The sequence below is a fragment of the Kitasatospora sp. NBC_01302 genome, assembly GCF_035976515.1.
In the GTDB taxonomy this organism is placed as follows: Bacteria; Actinomycetota; Actinomycetes; order Streptomycetales; family Streptomycetaceae; genus Kitasatospora.
In genome coordinates, this window is the sequence record NZ_CP108404.1 from 5,509,625 (window position 1) to 5,527,762 (window position 18,138).

The 18,138-nt window shown below is 72.7% G+C and carries 13 protein-coding genes; 7 read left to right on the top strand and 6 right to left on the bottom strand.

Translation table 11 applies throughout. The annotated features are described in order from the left end of the window. Positions 1-172 precede the first annotated feature (172 nt). Both ppsA and OG294_RS24025 read left to right on the top strand, forming a co-directional pair. Positions 173-2,542 (top strand): phosphoenolpyruvate synthase, encoded by a 2,370-nt coding sequence (gene ppsA, locus OG294_RS24020; protein WP_327068608.1) that lies wholly within the window; start codon positions 173-175, stop codon positions 2,540-2,542. A 443-nt stretch (positions 2,543-2,985) separates the two neighbouring features. Next, positions 2,986-3,939 carry a 1-phosphofructokinase family hexose kinase gene (locus OG294_RS24025; RefSeq protein ID WP_327068609.1) on the top strand — a complete coding sequence of 318 codons (954 nt, stop codon included), beginning with the start codon at positions 2,986-2,988 and terminating at the stop codon, positions 3,937-3,939. A 133-nt stretch (positions 3,940-4,072) separates the two neighbouring features. On the opposite strand, the gene OG294_RS24030 is transcribed toward OG294_RS24025, so the two are convergent. Beyond that, on the bottom strand, positions 4,073-4,516 hold the full coding sequence (locus OG294_RS24030; protein ID WP_327068610.1) for a universal stress protein: 444 nt from the start codon (positions 4,514-4,516) through the stop codon (positions 4,073-4,075). Positions 4,517-4,637: 121 nt separating this feature from the next. Next, positions 4,638-5,783, bottom strand: coding sequence for a site-2 protease family protein (locus tag OG294_RS24035; RefSeq protein WP_327068611.1), 1,146 nt, complete (start codon positions 5,781-5,783; stop codon positions 4,638-4,640). Between the two features lie 175 nt (positions 5,784-5,958). Here OG294_RS24035 and OG294_RS24040 point away from each other — a divergent pair, with 175 nt between their 5' ends. After that, positions 5,959-7,458 (top strand): MBL fold metallo-hydrolase, encoded by a 1,500-nt coding sequence (locus OG294_RS24040; RefSeq protein ID WP_327068612.1) that lies wholly within the window; start codon positions 5,959-5,961, stop codon positions 7,456-7,458. 61 nt (positions 7,459-7,519) lie between these two features. Here the strand turns inward: OG294_RS24040 and OG294_RS24045 are convergent, their stop codons facing one another. Further along, a complete protein-coding gene (locus OG294_RS24045; RefSeq protein ID WP_327068613.1) occupies positions 7,520-10,243 on the bottom strand; it encodes a bifunctional acetate--CoA ligase family protein/GNAT family N-acetyltransferase in 2,724 nt (907 codons plus the stop codon). A 309-nt stretch (positions 10,244-10,552) separates the two neighbouring features. Between OG294_RS24045 and OG294_RS24050 the strand changes: the two genes are divergently transcribed. From OG294_RS24050 to OG294_RS24060, 3 genes are all read left to right on the top strand, one after another. Next, positions 10,553-11,392, top strand: a complete 840-nt coding sequence (locus tag OG294_RS24050) for an MIP/aquaporin family protein (RefSeq protein ID WP_327068614.1) — start codon at positions 10,553-10,555, stop codon at positions 11,390-11,392. A 168-nt stretch (positions 11,393-11,560) separates the two neighbouring features. Continuing rightward, entirely contained in the window at positions 11,561-12,472 is a 912-nt protein-coding gene (locus OG294_RS24055; RefSeq protein WP_327068615.1) for a universal stress protein, read from the top strand. 151 nt (positions 12,473-12,623) lie between these two features. Continuing rightward, the gene (locus OG294_RS24060) at positions 12,624-13,133 is read left to right on the top strand and encodes a flavodoxin domain-containing protein (RefSeq protein WP_327068616.1); all 510 of its coding nucleotides are present in this window, start codon (positions 12,624-12,626) and stop codon (positions 13,131-13,133) included. A gap of 16 nt (positions 13,134-13,149) precedes the next feature. Here the strand turns inward: OG294_RS24060 and OG294_RS24065 are convergent, their stop codons facing one another. Further along, on the bottom strand, positions 13,150-15,537 hold the full coding sequence (locus OG294_RS24065; protein WP_327068617.1) for a glycoside hydrolase family 65 protein: 2,388 nt from the start codon (positions 15,535-15,537) through the stop codon (positions 13,150-13,152). Positions 15,538-15,683: 146 nt separating this feature from the next. Beyond that, positions 15,684-16,538, bottom strand: coding sequence for a universal stress protein (locus OG294_RS24070; protein ID WP_327068618.1), 855 nt, complete (start codon positions 16,536-16,538; stop codon positions 15,684-15,686). 132 nt (positions 16,539-16,670) lie between these two features. Here OG294_RS24070 and OG294_RS24075 point away from each other — a divergent pair, with 132 nt between their 5' ends. Then, positions 16,671-16,796, top strand: a complete 126-nt coding sequence (locus tag OG294_RS24075; RefSeq protein WP_327068619.1) for a hypothetical protein — start codon at positions 16,671-16,673, stop codon at positions 16,794-16,796. A gap of 31 nt (positions 16,797-16,827) precedes the next feature. On the opposite strand, the gene chrA is transcribed toward OG294_RS24075, so the two are convergent. Next, entirely contained in the window at positions 16,828-18,006 is a 1,179-nt protein-coding gene (gene chrA / locus OG294_RS24080) for a chromate efflux transporter (protein ID WP_327068620.1), read from the bottom strand. Between the last annotated feature and the right edge of the window lie 132 nt (positions 18,007-18,138).

An 18,138-nucleotide genomic window follows, 5' to 3' on the forward strand; every position in this document is an offset into this window, starting at 1 on the left:
GCCGGCGCCCGGCCCGTCGAGGGGAGTCGTCGGGCGTTGGCGACACGCTTCGTACGGTGGTCCCATGGAAGCAGCAGGCACGGCCCGGACGTAGGTGCGGGGGAGCGGCTGGCGGACTCACCCTCCAACGCAGGCAGGCCGGTTCGTCGCTCCTTTGCCAGCGGAGGTGGTCATGGCCTTGACTTGTCGTGTCATCCGGTTCTCCGGGATCGGCCGTGGGGATGTGAGCGTCGTCGGCGGGAAGAACGCCTCGCTCGGGGAGATGGTCGTCAATCTCGGCTCCGCGGGTGTCCGGGTGCCCGACGGCTTCGCGAGCACCGCCGACGCCTATCGGGAGTTCCTCGACACCGGCGGGCTTCGCGAGCGGATTGTCGAGCAGGTGGCGTTGCTGCACGGGGGCGCACCACTCGACGAAGTGGGTGCCGCGATCCGTGCTGCCATGCTCAGCACATCGCTACCTGTCGCCCTGGAGCGGGAACTGGCCGACGCCTATGCCGACCTCGCCCGAGAGGCGGGCCGGGCCGACCCGGATGTCGCGGTGCGCAGCAGCGCCACAGCCGAGGACCTGCCGGAAGCGAGCTTCGCAGGCCAGCAGGACACCTACCTCAACGTGGTGGGACGCGAGGCCCTGCTGGGCGCCTTCCGCCGTTGCTACGCGTCGCTGTTCACCGACCGGGCGATCGACTACCGCGAGCGGATGGGATTCGACCAGCTCGCGGTGGCGCTCTCGGTCGGTGTGCAGGTGATGGTCCGCTCCGACCTCGCGGGCGCCGGGGTGATGTTCACCCTGGACACCGAGAGCGGCTTCCCCGACGCGGTGGTGGTCAGTGCGGCCTGGGGACTGGGCGAGACCGTGGTCAGCGGGCAGGTCGACCCCGACGAGTACCTCGTCTTCAAGCCGCTGCTCAAGGATCCGGGCCTGAACCCGGTGATCCACGCCGAGACCGGCGCCAAGCGCCGCAAGGCCGTCTACGCCGACGAGGGGCTGACCCGCACGGTGGACACCACCGCGCAGGAACGCGCCGGGCGGGTGCTGGACGAGGCGGAGGTGCGCACGCTCGCCCGCTGGGGCGTGGCCATCGAGCAGCACTACGGCTGCCCCATGGACATCGAGTGGGCCAAGGACGGCCGCACCGGCGAGATCTTCGTCGTGCAGGCCCGCCCCGAGACCGTCGTGTCCCGGCGGCGCGCTGCGATCCTGCACCGCTACCGACTGACTGGCACAGGTCACGTGCTGGTCGACGGAATCGCGGTGGGCGAGGCGATCGGCGCCGGCGCGGTGTGCGCGCTGTCCACCCCCGTCGAGCTGGAGCGCTTCCCGGCCGGAGCGGTGCTGGTCACCGGGATCACCGACCCGGACTGGGAACCGATCATGAAGCGGGCCGCCGCCATCGTCACCGACCACGGCGGCCGCACCTCGCACGCGGCCATCGTCAGCCGCGAGTTGGGCGTACCCGCGATCGTGGGGACGGGCCGGGCGACCGAGCTGCTGCACGACGGCCAAGAGGTCACCGTGTGCTGCGCCGAGGGCGAGGACGGGCATGTCTACGCCGGACTGCTCGACTACGAGCAGTCCGAGATCGACCTCGCCGGGCTGCCCCGGACCCGCACCCGGGTGATGCTCAACCTGGCCGCCCCGGCGGCGGCGTTTCGCTGGTGGCAGCTGCCGGCGGACGGCGTGGGGCTGGCCCGCACGGAGTTCGTCGTCGCCCACCAGGCCAAGGTCCACCCGATGGCTCTCGTCCACCCTGAGCGCCTCGATCCCGAGGAGCGGCGCCAGGTCGACGCGCTCACCGACGGCTACGCCGACCGCACCCGGTACTTCACCGACCGCCTCGCCCAGGGCGTCGCCCGGATCGCCGCCTCGCGCTGGCCCGACCCGGTCGTCGTGCGCACCAGCGACTTCAAGACCAACGAGTACGCCAAACTCGTCGGCGGCCGCCCGTTCGAGCCGGTCGAGGCCAACCCGATGATCGGCTGGCGAGGCGCGAGCCGCTACTACAGCCAGGGCTACCGCGAGGGCTTCGCCCTGGAGTGCCGGGCACTTCGCCAGGCCCGTGACGAGATGGGCCTGACGAACGTGGTGGTGATGATCCCGTTCTGCCGCACGGTGGAGGAGGCGGACCGGGTGCTCGCGGTGATGGCCGAGGAGGGCCTGCCGCGCGGCGGGAACGGGCTGAAGGTGTACGCGATGGCGGAGATCCCGGCGAACGTGATCCTCGCGGCGGAGTTCGCCGAGCGCTTCGACGGATTCTCCATCGGCAGCAACGACCTCACCCAGCTCACCCTGGGCGTCGACCGCGACTCCGACGCCCTCGCGCACCTTTTCGACGAGACCAACCCCGCCGTCACGCGCAGCATCGAGACCCTGATCGCCACCGCCCACGCGGCCGGCCGCCCGGTCGGTCTCTGCGGCCAACGACCCAGCGACGACCCGGAATTCACCCGCTTCCTGGTCCAGGCCGGCATCGACTCGATCTCCGTGGCACCCGACAGCTTCGTCGCGGTCAAGCAGCACGTGGCCGCCGCCGAGCAGGACTGACCCGCAACGCGCTCGGCTGTTGGTCTCCACGCCTGCTTGCTGTGCCGGATGCTTCGGGGCCCGCACGGTCCTGGCGGTGGGCGGGGTGACTGCGTCGGCATGGTCGACGTGCGCTGATCAGCGGTCCGGAGCCAGCGTATGGGCCGATGGCCGCCGAGTGCTCGCGATCGCGCCTCCTGCGCTCGCGCATCAGGATGGAAGGAGTGACCGAGTGAGGAGGTCAAGGTGGCGGGTGAACTGCGTGATGGACGTGGGGTACTGGTGGCCTTCGTTCCTGGACCTCTTCGAGGGCTCCCCAACGAGTTCAGCCCCTCTGCGGAGGACCCGGGAGCGCAGCCACGGACGATCGAGGTCACAACCCTCGTGTCACCGCGATGAGCGGCGCTGAAGTGTCTGGTCTGCTTTCGGCGGGTCGCGGCGGGGCGAGTCCGCTGTCGGAGACCATGCCTGCGATCCTCACCCTGACGGTGAATCCCACCGTCGACATCTGCTGCGAGGTCGACCGTCTGGCGGACGTCGGCAAGACCCGCGCCCGAGTCAGGTTCGTGACCGCCGGCGGCGGAGGCATCAATGTCGCCCGGGGCGTGGCGCGGCTCGGAGGACGGGCGACCGCCATCCACACCGCCGGCCGTGAGGTCGGCCAGCGCCTGAACCGGCTACTGGACGAGGAGGGGCTCGACCATCTCGCCCTCGGGATCGCGGGTGAGACTCGCGAAGCGTTCGTGCTGTTCGAGACCGAGTCACGCCGCAGCTACCACATCGTGCCGCCAGGCCCGCGACTGGACGACTGCGAGGGAGAGCGTCTCCTGGACGCGCTGGAACGGGCAGCAGCCGGCCACCAGTACGTCGTGGCCAGCGGCAGTCTGCCCAGCGGTCTGTCCGACGCCTTCTACGCGGCGGTCGCCCGCCGAGTCAAGGAGGCCGGATCCCGACTGGTCCTGGACACCTCGGGGCGGGCCCTGCGCGAGTCTCTGCGCGAGGGCGTCTTTCTGCGAAGGTGCAACAATCACGAGGCCGCCAGCCTCGCCGGCCGGCCCGTCCGGACCTTCGACGACGCCCGTGCCGTCAACGAGTACTTACTCGCCGCAGGGGCGACCGAGGTCGCCGTCACCACCCTCGGCGAACTGGGCGCTCTTTGTTCAACTAGGCATGGCCACACCGAGTTGCGGGCCCCGCCGTTGCCCGGGGAGGCGCTCAGCGACGCCGGGGCTGGAGACGCCATGGTGGCCGCGATCACCCTTCGGCTGGCTGCGGGCGATGATCCGGTCGAGGCTTGTGCCCTCGGGGTGGCTGTGGCCGCCGCAGCAGTGCTCACCCCGGACACCGAACCGTTCGATCCAGAGGTGGCCGAGTCCCTCTGTCCCGCGGTGCGGATAGAGCGGCAAGCCGACTCATGACCCACCCGTGCCGGCGCCTTCGATCCCTGCGGAGGTCGACGTGGCAGCCGCCGCAGCCTACGACGCACTGCACAGTCGGCTGTTCACGACGCGCTGCTGCTCGGCCGCTGCCCGGACCTGAGGGCGTACGCGGTCAGTTCTCGGCGTGTCGGATCACGACGACCGGGCAGTGTGCGTGCTGCACGCAGTGCTGGCCCACCGAGCCCAGTAGGGCGCCGGAGAACCCGCCGTGGCCCCGGCTGCCGACCACCAGCAGCTCGGCCCCGTTGGCCTTGTCCAGCAGCACCTCGGCGGCGTTGCCGAGTACGACGCTCTCGCGGACCTCCACCGGCGGGTTGTCCCCGACCACCTCGGCCACCGTCTGGGCGAGCATCTTCCCGGTGACGTCGGGGAGTTCGGGATCCACCCCGGTCATCCCCCAGCCGTAAACCGTCGGGTAGGACCAGCAGGCGACCGTATCCACGACGGCCCCGGTCCGCTGGGCCTGATCGACCGCCCAGCGCAGCGCGGCCTTCGAGGACGGCGAACCGTCCACGCCGACCACGATCCGACTTCCTGTCGACTGTCCTGCACTCATCTCGCACCTCGCAACTAGGTTGGCAGTCTCAGGCTGCTCCTTCGGCGCCCGACCGCCCAGGGCCGGACGGCCCTCGGCTCGGCCCGTTCGGTCCCGAGAGCCCGGCCGTCCGAACGGGCGGTCAGCCGGTCGGGCGGGCCCCGGTGGCATGCGGCGTGGGCACGCTTTGCTGTGCGATCCGGGAGATGTCGTGGCCGGTGACGATGCCGACCAGTCTTCCGGCGTCGAGCACCAGGATCCGCAGCGGCATCGTCACACCCGGTCGCTCCAGCGCGTCGATGAGGCTGTCGTCGGGTGCGGCCTGTGCGCAGCGCGCGAGGGGGAGGGCCATGTCGCGGGCCCGTAGTTCGCCCCGCCGAGCGGGCGGGAGTGCCGCGAGTCGGCGCAGCTCGACGATTCCGCTGGGGTGTCCGTCGAAGTCGAGCAGGGGGATCGCCGAGTGGTGGCCCTTCGTCGTGATCTCGTCGAGGAATCGGTCCACGGTCAGCCAGTCGGCCCCGGTGACGACGGGCGCGGACATCGCCTGGGCCACGGGCACGCCGCGCAGCGCGGTCTCCAGGGTGGCGCGGCGGACCTCGGCCACCGCGGACAGCGAGATGAAGAAGCCGACGAGGATCAGCCACAGGCCGGCGCTCGCGCCGTGGGTCAGCTCGACCCAGCCGGCCACGGCCAGCAGCGTTCCGGCGACCTGGCCGGTGCGGCCGGCGATCCGCTGGGCCTGCTCGCGGTCGCCCCGGCGCCACCAGAGCACTGCCTGGAGGACCCGTCCGCCGTCCAGTGGTGCGGCGGGCAGCAGGTTGAACGCGCCGAGCAGCAGGTTGGCCCAGCCGGTCCAGAGCAGTACGGCCGAGGGAATCGCCCAGTGGAGGGCGTGCTGCGTCGCGAGACCGGCGGCGATCGCGACTCCGCCGAGCGCCAGGCTGGTCAGGGGCCCGATCGCCGAGACGGCGAGGTCGACCCGGGGAGTCCGGGCGCGACCCATGCGGGTGATCCCGCCCAGCCCCCAGACCGTCACGTCCTCGACCTTGATTCCGGCCCGTCGCGCGGTGACCGCGTGCGCCGCCTCGTGCGCGAGCAGGCTTGCCATCAGCAGGAGCGCGCCGACGAGGCCGGCTGTGGTGTAGGCGGTGGTGGAGTGCCCTGGCGCCCAAGCGGGGAGCGTGCTGCTGCTGAGGCTGTCGGCCAGGAGAACGACGAGCAGGGGCGCGCTCCAGTGGATGCGCAGGGGCACACCGAGGATCCGTCCCAGGGGTACGGCGCCCTTCATGGTGTTCCTGCCTTCTGGCGTTACCGCGCTGCCGGTGCGGCCGGGCCGGCTGGTGCCTGCTCGGTCGGTACGGAGGCCACTTCCATCGTCGTCCTCACAGCTCCTCGGAACAGGGCCGGTCGGTCCCCGCTGCGGGGCGATCCGGCCCGCGCCGGGTGCGCGTCGTGGTGTGACAGTGGACTGGTGGGTATCCGGTCCGCGCGCGGCGCGGCCCGCCGAGGAGAGGGCGGTCACCATGGTCGACGCGGTGGAGAGCGACAGGGAGGCCGGGAGCGGGCCCAGGCTCCGGCCCGGGCTGCTGACCTTCCTCGGCGGAGTCGGCACCGTCACCGGCAGCAAGTTCATGGTCGAAACCGACCACGCCCGGGTGCTGGTGGACTGCGGAATGTTCCAGGGCATGGCCGAGCTGCGACGGCGCAACTGGCGCCCGCTGCCGCTGGCCCCCGAAGACGTACACGCCGTCGTCCTCACCCACGCCCACCTCGACCACTGCGGTTATCTGCCCCGCCTGGTCAAGGACGGCTTCCACGGCCGAGTGGTCTGTACCCCCAACACGGCCCGCCTCGCCGAGATCGTGCTCCGCGACAGCGCCCACCTGCAACAGGAGCAGGCCGAGCACGCCAACTCCCACGGCTGGTCCAAACACCGCCCAGCCCAGCCGCTCTACGACGACGCGGACGTCGACCGCGCCCTGAGCCTCTTCGAACCCGCACCCGTCGGCGACGAGACCGAGATCACCACCGGCACCCTGCTGCGCCTGCACCACGCCGGCCACATCCTCGGCTCGACCTGGGCCCACCTCACCCTGGAGGACGGCCACACCCTCGCCGCCAGCGGCGACCTCGGCCGCCCCGTCCACCCACTGCTGCGCCCGCCCGACCCGTTCACCGGCGCGGACGTCCTGTTGATGGAGTCCACCTACGGCAACCGCCACCACGACGAACGCGGCGCCCGGGCCCGGTTCGCGGACGCGCTGTCACACACCCTCGCCCGCGGCGGCACCATCGTCATCCCGTCCTTCGCGGTCGACCGCACCGAGGTCGTGCTGCACGAACTCGCCCAGCTGCGCCGCTCGGGCCGGCTGCCGGCCGCGGTGCCGGTCTACGTGGACAGCCCGATGGCACTCGCGGCCCTGCGGGTCTACCAGGACGCCTTCGCGGACCATGCGCCGGAGCTCCGGATGGAGGTGGTCCGCGGGGACGGGTCGGTGCTGGACCCCGCGCCGTTCACCGCGGCCCGGTCGGTGCGGGAGTCGGCCGCGATCCAGCGCTCAGCGATGCCGTCGATCATCGTCTCCGCCTCGGGCATGGCCACCGGAGGCCGGGTCGTGCACCACCTGCGCAGGCTGCTGCCCGACCCCCGCAACACCGTGATGATCGTCGGCTTCGCCGCGATCGGCACCAGGTCCCGGGACCTGGTCGACGGTGCCCGCACCCTCAAGATGTTCGGCACCTACGTCCCGGTGCGCGCGGAGGTGGTGAGCGTTCCCGGGTTCTCCGCGCACGCCGACGCGGGCGAGATCCTGGAATGGCTGGGCGGAGCGCCACCGCCCAGCGCGACCTACCTGGTGCACGGCGAGCCGGAGGGCTCCCAGGGGCTGCGCGACCGGATCGACCGGGAGTTGGGCTGGACGGCCGTGGTGCCGCGTTCGGGCGAGCGGGTCCTGGTCCAGTGAAGTCGCAGGCCCAGTGCGCGGTTTCGTCGCCGCGCACCGGGCGCTGTCCGCTGATCGCCCTTCAGCCTGCCGCGGATCGGCGCAGTCGGCGCAGGTAGGGGTCGAAGGGGTGCCGGGGCTCCAGCCGCACCCTGGCGTCCACGCAGAGCAGCCCGTCGGGGGTGGCGATGATGGGGTTGAGGTCGGCCTCGGCGAGTTGGGGGAGGTCGTCGGCCAGCCGGGAGAGTCGGGCGAGCAGGTCCTGGACGGCCATCAGGTCGGCGGCGGCCCGGCCGTGGTAGCCGAAGAGCACCGGGGCGCAGCGCAGTTCGGTGGTCATGGTGTGCAGGTCGTTCTCGGTGAGCGGGGTGAGCCGGGCGGTGCGGTCGTCCAGTAGGTCGATGGTGGTTCCGCCCATGCCGAAGGCGATCAGCGGGCCGAAGACCTGGTCCTGGACGATGCCGGCGAACAGCTCGGTGCCCGGTGCGGCCAGCGGTTGGACGACCGCGCCCGCCAGCCGCTCGCCGAAGCGGTTCTCGAAGTCCTGGTAGGCGGTGCGGACCGACGTGTCGTCACCGGGTCCGAGGTACACGGCGCCGGCGTCGCTCTTGTGGACCTGGCCGGGCCAGTACGCCTTGAGCGCGATCCTGTCCTCGTGGCCGAGCTGGCGCATGGACCGGGCGGCGAGCACCGTGCCGTGCTCGTCGGGCGCCCAGACGGACGTGGTGAGCGGTAGGCCGTAGCAGCGCAGGAGGTCCTCGGTGAGAGCGGGGTCGAGCCAGCCGCCGTCGGGGTGCGTGTCGAGGAACCGTGCCGCCAGGTCCTCGGCGGCCTGCTGATCGCAGTCGTGGACGGCGGGCTCGGCACCGGGCGGTTCTGCCAGCCGGCGCGCCCGGTCGCGGGCGTGGGCCAGGGCGCGGGCGGCCGCCTGCGGGTCGGAGTAGACGGGGATGCGCGCGCCGTCCGCGCAGTCGAGATAGCGCACCGGGACCTCCTGACCGAGCAGTACCGCCGCCACCGGGATCCGGCGCCGACCCGGGCCGTCGAGCAGGGCGCGAAGAGGATCCTGCTCGGGATCGGTGGTCAGCGCGGTCGGGACCAGACAGACGAGCACCGCTTCGACCGCCCGGCTGCGCGTCAACAGGTCCAGGCAGGAACGCAGTTCGGCCGGGCCTACGGCGGCGCCGGTGTCGACCGGGTTGGCGGCCGACGCGCCTGAGGGGAGAACCCCGGTCAGCTCCAGCGCCAGGTGGGCCGGGAGTTCGGGGAGCACGAGCCCGAAGTCCACGCAGGCGTCGGCAGCCAGGATTCCCACCCCGGCGGCGTTGGAGATGACGGCGACGGCGGAGCGGGCGGCGGGCAGCGGCTGGGCGTGCAGCAGTGCGGCGGCCTCGACGAGTTCGCCGATGCTGTGCGTGGCGGTGATGCCGGCCTGGCGGAACAGGGCCTGGCGGGTCACGGTCGGGGTGGCGGCCGCCGCGGTGTGCGCGGCGGCTCCCCGTCGGCCTGCGGCGGAGCGTCCGGCGTCCACGGTGAGGATGGGGAAGCGGCGGGTCACCCGGCGGGCGGTGCGGGAGAAGGCGCGCGGGTTGCCGAAGGACTCCAGATGGAGCAGGGCGAGGTCGGTACGGCCATCGCTCTCCCACCACTGCAGCAGGTCGTTGCCGCTGACGTCGTACTTGTCTCCGAGCGATACGAAGTCGGACACCCCGATGCCCAGCCAGTTCAGCCGCTCCAGCAGGGCGATGCCCACACCGCCCGACTGCACGGCCACACCGGCGCTGCCGGGCAGCGGCCGGGCGGCGCCGAACTCGGCGTCCAGCCGGACGGTGTCGTCGGTGACCGCGATGCCCAGGCAGTTCGGCCCGACCAGCCGGATGCTGTGCCGGCGGCAGGCGTGCAGGAGCTGCGACGCGTCGGCGCCGCTCAGCCCGGAGGCGAGCACGACCAGGGCGCGGACACCGGCCTGGCCGCACTCCTCGGCGGTGTTCGCCACGGCACCCGAGGGCACGGCGAGCACGGCCAGATCCGGCGTCCCGGGCAGTGCGCTCAGCGCCGGGTACGTCCGCTCGTCCGCGATGCGCTCGGCGTGGGGGTTGACGGCCCACAGCTCTCCCCGGAAACCGCCCTGCCGGATCTTCTCCAGCACCGTCCGGCCCACCGACCCCGGCCGCCGGGAGGCGCCGACCACCGCGACCGACCGAGGCCGCAGCAGCGGCACCAGGCTCGCGACGTCCGCGCTGCGCCCGCGTTCCTCCACGGCGCTGCGGTAGTGCTCGTCCTTCTCGTCCAGGGGGACCCGAACGCGGATCTCACCGTGATCCAGGTGGCGGTGCACCCGCAGCCCCAGGTCGGTGAAGACCTGGTGGACCGCCCGGTTCCCGGCCAGGGTGTCGGCCTCGATGGTGCGCACGCCCTGCTCGCGAGCGGCGTGCAGAAGATGCTCCAGCAGCAGCGTCGCCACCCCGTGGTGCTGCCACCGGTCAGCCACAGCCAGCGCGATCTCGGCCGCGTCGGGTCGCTCGCGGACGATCTCGTAGTCCGCCGCACCGACGAGTTCCCGGTCGACCCAGGCGCCGAGTGCCATGAACCCCGGACGCGGTGCACACAGCCGGTCGGCCGCCAGCTTCGGGGCCAGCCGGCTGGCCGCGAAGAACCGCTGCCGACGGCTCTTCTCGGACATTCGCACGGCGTGCAGGTCGTACGCGGCTTCCCGGTCGGCCGGCCGCAGCGGTCTGATGGCTGCCGTGGTGCCGTCCGAGAGCAGGGCCTCGACGGTCGGCGGGAGAGGCTGGACGGTGGACATGCGGGCTCCCCGGGCTCGGGGCCGCCGTGCCGCGACAACTCCTCGGCCGGGCGGACACGGAGGCGGTGCCATGCCGGGTGCCCCGGACGTGGCACGCCCGGCCGCTCACCTCCAGCCTCCGCCAGGACCCGACCGGCCGCACAGGGCCGGTCGGGCCAGGACGGTCCGCCCGGCTGTACCCCTTTCGGCCCTGGGGACCCGGTCGGCCGCTGCCGAGAATGGAACAGGCGACTCCTGAAGGGCGGGGCGGGAACGATGAGCGACGACAGTGCGAGCGCGGTGCCCCGAGGGGTCTCCAGAATTCGACAGGTGCGGGCCCGCCGAGCCGCGGCAGCCGAGGCGGTCAAAGGGCCCTGGCCGGAGTGGGAGCGCCTGACCGCCGAGGCCGTCGGCACGTTCTTCCTGGTCCTGGTGGCCGCCGGGGCAGGTGTGGTCGCCGCGGTGTCCGGTGGGGAGGTGAGTCCGGCCGCTCAGGCCGTGGCGCCGGGTGCCATGGTGGTCGCGCTGATCTACGCGCTGGGTGAGACGTCGGGAGCCCATCTCAACCCGGCGGTGTCGGTGGCCTTCGCGGCGCGCGGCGACTTCCCCTGGCGCCGGGTGCCGGGATACCTCCTCGCTCAGCTGGTCGGGGCATTCGCCGCGGCGGGACTGCTGCGTGCGCTGTTCGGCACGGTGGGCCGATTGGGGGCCACCGTGCCCGGTCCGGGGGTGGGGGACGGGACCGCGCTGGTCCTGGAGGTCGTGCTCACCCTGGGCCTGGTGACGGTGATCCTGGGGACGGCGTCCGGGGCCCGCAACATCGGGCACAACGCCGCCATCGCGGTCGGTGGTTACGTGGTGCTGGCCGGGCTCTGGGCCGGTCCGGCCAGCGGTGGATCTATGAATCCCGCGCGCAGTGTCGGTCCTGCCGTGGTGGGTGGCAGCGTCGGACAGGTCTGGATCTACGTGGTGGGGCCGCTGATGGGCGCGGTACTCGCCGTGCCGCTGGCGTGGATCCTGCGCGGGCCGCACACGGCGGCGGCCGTCCTGGCGGCCCAGGGCCGATGGGCGCGTCTCGCCGCGGATGAACGGACCGACGTTGGCACCCACAGCGGCGGCGGAGTCGAGCCGTCGGCCGTCTGCCCCGAGTGCGGCAGGCTGCTCGACTGACAGCGGTCCCGGCCGCAGGGCGTCGTACGGACGGCGCAGCGCCACCAGGTCGACGGCGGACGAGTCGGGGGGTCGGGCGGCCCCGCTGCCGTCGGGCTCCGGGAGGGGGACGCGGGGAGAGCGACGTCAAGTGCGTGTGAACGGATCGATGGATGGATGGAGAAGTAGATGCAGTCGCAGACGCGCTCAGCCGTGGTCGTCGGAGTCGACCCGGGGCACCCCAGCCGCCTGGTGCTCGCCTGGGCCGCTGACGAGGCGCACCGCCGCGACCTTCCGCTGCGCCTGGTGCTGGCCTGCCGACCGCCGACACCCGTCAGCGCGCGGCCGCTGCTCTGGGCCGAGGCGGAGGACGAGGCCAGGCTGATCCGCGCTGCCGGCGAGCGCATCCTCGGGGAGGCGGCACGGTTTGCCGCTGAACGACACCCTGCGGTTGTGGTGGACACCGTACTGGTGGACGGTGAGCCGGCCGAGGTCCTGCGCTCCGAAGAGCAGGGGGCGGCGCTGCTCGTCCTGGGCTCGCAGCGCCTGTCGGCGGTGCGGGAACTGTTCACCGCCGGCTCTGTGGCTGTCTCGCTGATCGCTTGCGCTGGCTGCCCGGTGGTGGTGGTCCGGGACCCCGAGCACGCGACCCGGCAGCCGCCCTACCTGGTGGTCGGAGTGGACGGCAGCCCGGTGTCGCAGGCCGCGGTGGACTACGCCTTCGAGGCAGCCTCCCGGCGCGGCGCGGGCCTGCGGGCGATCTTCGGACTTCACACCGCAAGCCCCGACCAGGTGGACGAGCACCGAGCCGAGCAGGAAGCCCGTCGAGTACTCGCGGAGGCCACGGCCGGGCGCGCCCAGGTCTACCCGGACGTCGACGTGACGCACGAAGTGGTGCGCGGTCATCCCGTGGCCGTCCTGTCCGAGGCGTCCGAGCACGCCCTGGCGCTGGTGGTCGGGACACGCGGACACGGCGGCTTCACCGGCATGCTGCTGGGCTCCGTCAGTCAGGGAGTCCTGCACCACGCACGGTGCCCGGTCGTCGTCGTGCCCGGACCGTCGGGTGACCGCGACCGTCGGGACGGCGGCATCGTCTTCTGAAACCCACCAACGTCTGGCCCTGCTACAGGGGCCGACCGTCCGTGCAGTGGGGGCGAGCGGCCCTACCTGGCCGCGCTGGATACAGCCATGCTGGAGGTGGCGGCCGGCCACGCGGGCCGGCCCGGAGCCCACCGAGCACAGGAGGTGTGCCATGAAGAGGCAGAGGATCCTGGTGGCCTACGGCAGCAAACACGGTGCCACGGCCGGTATCGCCGAGGAGATCGGCCGCACGCTGGAACAGGAGGGATTCGACGCGGCGGTCCATCCGGCTCGGGGAGTGCGGAAGGTCGAGGGGTTCGACGCGGTGATCCTGGGAGGATCGCTCTACGCGGGCCACTGGAGCCGGGACGCCATGCGCTGCGCTCACCGCAATGCCGACGCGCTGACGCACCGGCCGGTGTGGCTGTTCAGCAGCGGCCCACTGGACAGCTCGGCCGAGCGGCACGAGATCCCGCCGGTGCCGGCCGTGGCCAGAGAGATGGAACGCCTACACGCGAAGGGGCACCGGACGTTCGGCGGCAGCATCACCGCCGAGACACCGGGACTCGTCGCCCGGGCCCTGGTGAAGCACGACAAGGGTGGCGACTTCCGCAACGCGGAGGCGATCCAGAGCTGGGCCCACCAGGTGGGCGAGGAACTGCGCGCGGGCGAGAAGGCATAGCCCCCTCTGGTGGCCCTCAGAGGGAGAACGTGTGGCTTCTGCCGGGCAGGATCGCGGTCGTCGATCCACGGAAGGCAACTTGGACCGGTGGCTGGCGGCTCTCGCGCAGGCTGACGGTGACCGTGTGCCGGTCGACAGCGATCCGGACGCCCCAGTGGCCCCGGTAGCGCAGGTCGAGTGTGAGCTGGCCGAGGGCCGAGGGCAGGTGCGGGTCGAGCCAGAGGGTGTCCTCGCGGATCTCCAGCCCTGTGTAGCAGCGCTGCAGGAGGTCGACGGTGCCGGCCATCGCGCCGAGGTGGATGCCCTCGGCGGTGGTGCCGTGCTGGACGTCGAGTAGGTCGCTGCTGAGCGCGTCGCGGAAGAACCGCCAGGATCTCTGACGGTCGGCGCGGGTGAGCACCCAGGCGTGCACGACCGCGCTGAGGGTCGAGCCGTGGACGGTTCGGCGCAGGTAGTAGTCGGTGGTGCGGCGCAGCAGCTCGTGCCCGGCCGGGTAGCCGAGGTGGCGCAGCAGGTTGCGCAGTTCGCGCGGGGAGAAGAGGTAGCAGAGCATCAGGACGTCCGCCTGCTTGGACGCCTTGTAGGTGTTGACGGTGTCGCCTTCGGCTTCCAGGATCCGGTCGAGGCGCTGCAGGTCGGGGTAGCGGCGCCGGTAGGCGGTCCAGTCCAGCTCGGCCAGGCGCTCGTAGCCGTCGAACTGGCTGATCACACCGTCGTGGAACGGCACGTGCAGGCGGCGGCCGACCTCCTGCCAGCGGTCGAGTTCGGTGCGGTCGATGGCCAGGCGCTCCAGCAGTTCGTCCCGGCGATACCCGGGCAGCAGCTCGACGGTCTCCAGTGCGCGGGCCAGCACCCAGGAGGCGAGCACGTTGGTGTAGGCGTTGTCGTCCAGGCCCGGGCGTCCGGCCCAGGGGTAGGCGTCGTGGTACTCGTCGGGGCCGACGACGCCGCGGATCGAGTATCGCTGGCGGGTCGGGTCGTAGGTGGCGGCGGAGGACCAGAAGGAGGCGATCTCCAGCAGCATCTCGGCGCCGGTGGTGGCGAGGAAGTCGAGGTCGCCGGTGGCCTGGTAGTGCTGCCAGACGTTGTAGGCGACGGCTGAGCCGACGTGTCGCTGCAGGTGGCTGTGGTCGGGCAGCCAGCGGCCGGAGAGCGGGTTGAGGTGCAGTTGCTGGGATTCCTCGCGGCCGTCGCTCGCGCTCTGCCACGGGTACATCGCCCCGCGCAGGCCCGCCTCGCGGGCGGCCGACCGGGCGGCGTCCAGCCGTCGGTGGCGGTAGCCGATCACGGCTCGGGCCAGTTCGGGAAAGCGCAGGTTGAGCAGGCGGAGCACGAACAGTTCGTCCCAGAAGACGTGCCCTCGGTAGCCCTCGCCGTGCAGCCCGCGGGCCGGGATGCCGACGTCCAGGTCGACCGAGTGCTCGGAGTAGGTCTGCAGCAGGTGGAACAGGTTGAGGTGCAGGGCCGTTGCCCCGTCGAAGTCGGCCTCGATCCGGCAGCGCCGCCACAGTTCGGCCCACCGCAGAGCGTGTTCGACGAGCAGTCGCTCGAACCCCGGTGCCTGGGCCGCCAGGCGCCGTGCGGCCGGCAGCGGTGCGTCGATGGCCGGGTCGCGGGAGGTGTACACGGCCACGGTCTTCTCGACGGTGACCGGACGGCCCTCGGTGACGTCCAGCGTGAGGAGTTCGGCTGCCCAACCCTCCCGCAGCCGACTGCTGCGGTGCAGCGCGGGCGGTGTCACCCGGGTGCGGGCGGCGAGGGCGATGTGCAGGGGCGATCCGGCGGTGGCTACCTGTAGCCACAGCGTGCCGTCCTCGTCCAGGCCCTGTCCGGCGGGTACGAGGTGACGGCTGGTCAGGCCCCGGTAGCGGGCGACGCCGGTGTTGGCGACGGTGCCGTCCAGGGCGGAGCGGACTTCGAGTGGGCCGGACCAGTTCTCCGCCAGCAGCTCGGTCTCCAGCACGACCAGGTGCGGCTGGGCCTGGCTGGCGATCCGGCGCTGCACGAGACGGGTGCGCCGGCCCTGCGCGTCCACGACCAGGGCGTGCCGGGTGAGCACGCCCTGGCACAGGTCGAGGTCCATCCGCTGCTCGGCCGGCGGCCCGGTGAACCAGTCCCCGTCGGCGGGGCGGAAGCTGAAGGACTGCCAGTTCGGGCAGTTGACCAGGTCCTCGTTCTCGACCGTCCGACCGTCGGCCACCGACACCGCCCGGTCGTAGACGCCCGCCAGGTAGGTACCCGGGTAGTGCACGCCGTCCGCGGACGACTCCGGCGCGGCGGCACGGCTCACCAGGTAGCCGTTGCCGACCGCGCAGAGCACCTCGCGGACACCCTCCTCGGCCGGGTCGAAGCCCTCGAAGCGCAGGTGCCACGCGTCTGCCGGGTCCTGTGCCGGGGCCGTCACGGCCGTGGGTCGAATCCGCCGATGCTCGGCGTGTTCACGATGATCCTCCGGATTTCGTCGCGCCCCGGGGACGGTGGCCCGTCCTCCATCGTGCGCGCCGTAGGCAGAGCGGGCCAGCGGAGCGGTGCCCCGGTGATCGCGGCGGGTCAGGTGGGCACGACGGCGACCGGGCAGGCCGCGTGGAGGACGGTGGCCTGGCTCGTCGAGCCCAGGCGGCCGAGCGGTCCGTGCGGCTCGCCGTGGCGGCCCACCACGACCAACTGGTGCTCACGCGAGCGCGCGACCAACTCCCCGGCCGGATGCGCCCGCACCGCCGACTCGGTGACATCGACCTGCGGGAACCGCTCACGCCAGCCGGCCAGTACCTCGGCGACCAGTCGATCCTGCTCCGCCGCGATGTGGGTCTCCTCGAAGACCGGAGGATTGGCGTGGCCCGGCATGGCGATCAGCGGGTAGGACCAGGCGTGCACGGCGAGTAGTGGCAGGTTCCGCCGCTGGGCGAAGTCGAAGGCGAACGCCAGGACTTCCTCGTCCCCGTGGTCGCCGTGGATGCCCGCGACCACCCCGCCGATGCCGGGCGCAGTGTCGGTGGGCCGGACCACCACCACGGGACAGGCCGCCCGCGCGGCGACGAAGAGGCTGGTGGAGCCCATCAACAGGCCGGGGAACCCGCCCGACCCGCGTGCCCCCAGCACCAGCAGGTCGGCGTCGGCTGCCGCCTCGGTCATCACGTCGCGCAGCCGCCCGTCCGGCAGCTCGATCGAGACGTCCAGGTCCGGGTGCTGCCGAAGGGTCCGGGCGAGGGCCTCGTCGAGCAGCGCCTCGCCGGCTTCTCTGCTGGGCGGTGACTCCTGGCCGTCGGGCGCCTTCGTGGTCTCCTCGACCCAGATGTGCCGGACGCTCAGTGGCTCGGCGCGCAGGTGCGCCTCGTCGGCCGCCCAGTCGAGCGCGTGCCTGCTGGCTTGTGATGAGTCCATACCCACGATGACCGGCCTGCCCATCGTCGGCTCCCTTCGCTTGCGGAGGACCGCCCCGTCCCCTCCAGGTTCCTGGTCGGTGCTCTCGGTTCAGGCTATGACGGCGGTCGCCGTGCGGCAGGGCGGGCCACCGCCTGCACCGCTACCGTCTCCCGGGTGGCCGGTAGCGGGACCGTCGACATGGCCGTGCTGACCGGCCAGGGCACCGGCGCCGCCTGCCGCGGATCCACCCCCGGGGCGAACGAGCCCGCTCCGGCCGCCGCCGGATGCGCCTGTGGCTGAACGGCGACTCCAGCCCGTGGGGTCCGTTCCGTCAGCTCACCGGCCAGCCGGCCAGGGCGACGGTGGCGCCGATCGCTCCCGCGCCGAGCAGGGCGCCGACCACGCCGCGGCGGGCCGCCAGCAGCCAGACGGCCGCCGCGGCCAGCACGCCGAACTGCCACCCGTGCTGCAGTGCCAGTGCGAGGGGGATCGTGGAGCCGGCGATCGCGCCGATCACAGCAGGTCCGGCGCCGGTCAGGAACGCCTGCACTCGCAGGTCGGCCCGCAGCCGGTCGAACCGGGGCCCGCCGAAGATCACGAACAGGAAGGACGGGGTGAACGCCACCATGGCGGCCAGCAGCCCGCCCCACACCCCGGCGGCGGCATAGCCGACCACCGCGACGGTCTGCACCACCGGACCCGGCGTGATCTGCCCCAGCGCCACCGCGTTGAGGAACTGGCCGTCCGTCATCCAGTGGTAGTGATGCACGGCGTCGGCCTGCATCAACGGGATGATCACGAACCCGCCGCCGTAGGACAGCGCGCCGACCTTGAAGGCCACCCACGCCAGCGCCAGCAGGCCCCCGGCGCCCGCCGCCGGGGCAGCGGCCAGCAGCGGCCACGAGCTCTGCCGGGTCCACCCTGCCGGGGAACCGGCCCTGACCGCGACTTCGATCAGGCCGGCGCTCACCAGCACCAGGACCAGCCACGGCCCCAGCAGCGCGGCCGCGATCCCGCCAGCCAGGCCGTAGCCGATCCACCGGCCTCGGGCGGCCAGCACGTCGCCGGTCCGCTTCCAGCTCGCCGGTACCAGCGAGGAGGCCGCCTGCACCGCGACCGCCGCCACCGCCGCCCCCGCACCGGCCGCGGCGCCCCGCACCCACAGCGGCGGATGCCCGGCCAGGAACAGCGCGGCCAGCGCCAGGATCAGCACCAGTCCCGGCACGATGAAGCACACCCCGCCGACCACCGCGCCGGCCAGCCCGCGCAGCCGCCACGCCGTGAAGATCGCCAACTGGGTCGACGCCGGACCCGGCAGCAGATTCGTCGCCGCGATCCCGTCCTCGAACTCCGTGGCGGCGATCCACTGCCGTTGCTCCACACACAGCTTCCGCAGCAGCGCGATATGGGTCGGTGGCCCGCCGAAGCCGATGCAGCCGATCCGGCCCCACTCCAGGGCGATCGTCCTCAGCCCAACCCGGCCACCGGCCGGGACGTCGCCTGTCACCACGTTGCCTTCTCCTCGCCGACCCACACAGCGGCGCGACCCTACAGGCACGGGCTGAACGAAGAGCACCGTCCCATCTCCTCCCGCGGGTCGAACCCTTGGAGCACACCCCACTGCACCTGGAACGGCAGCGGC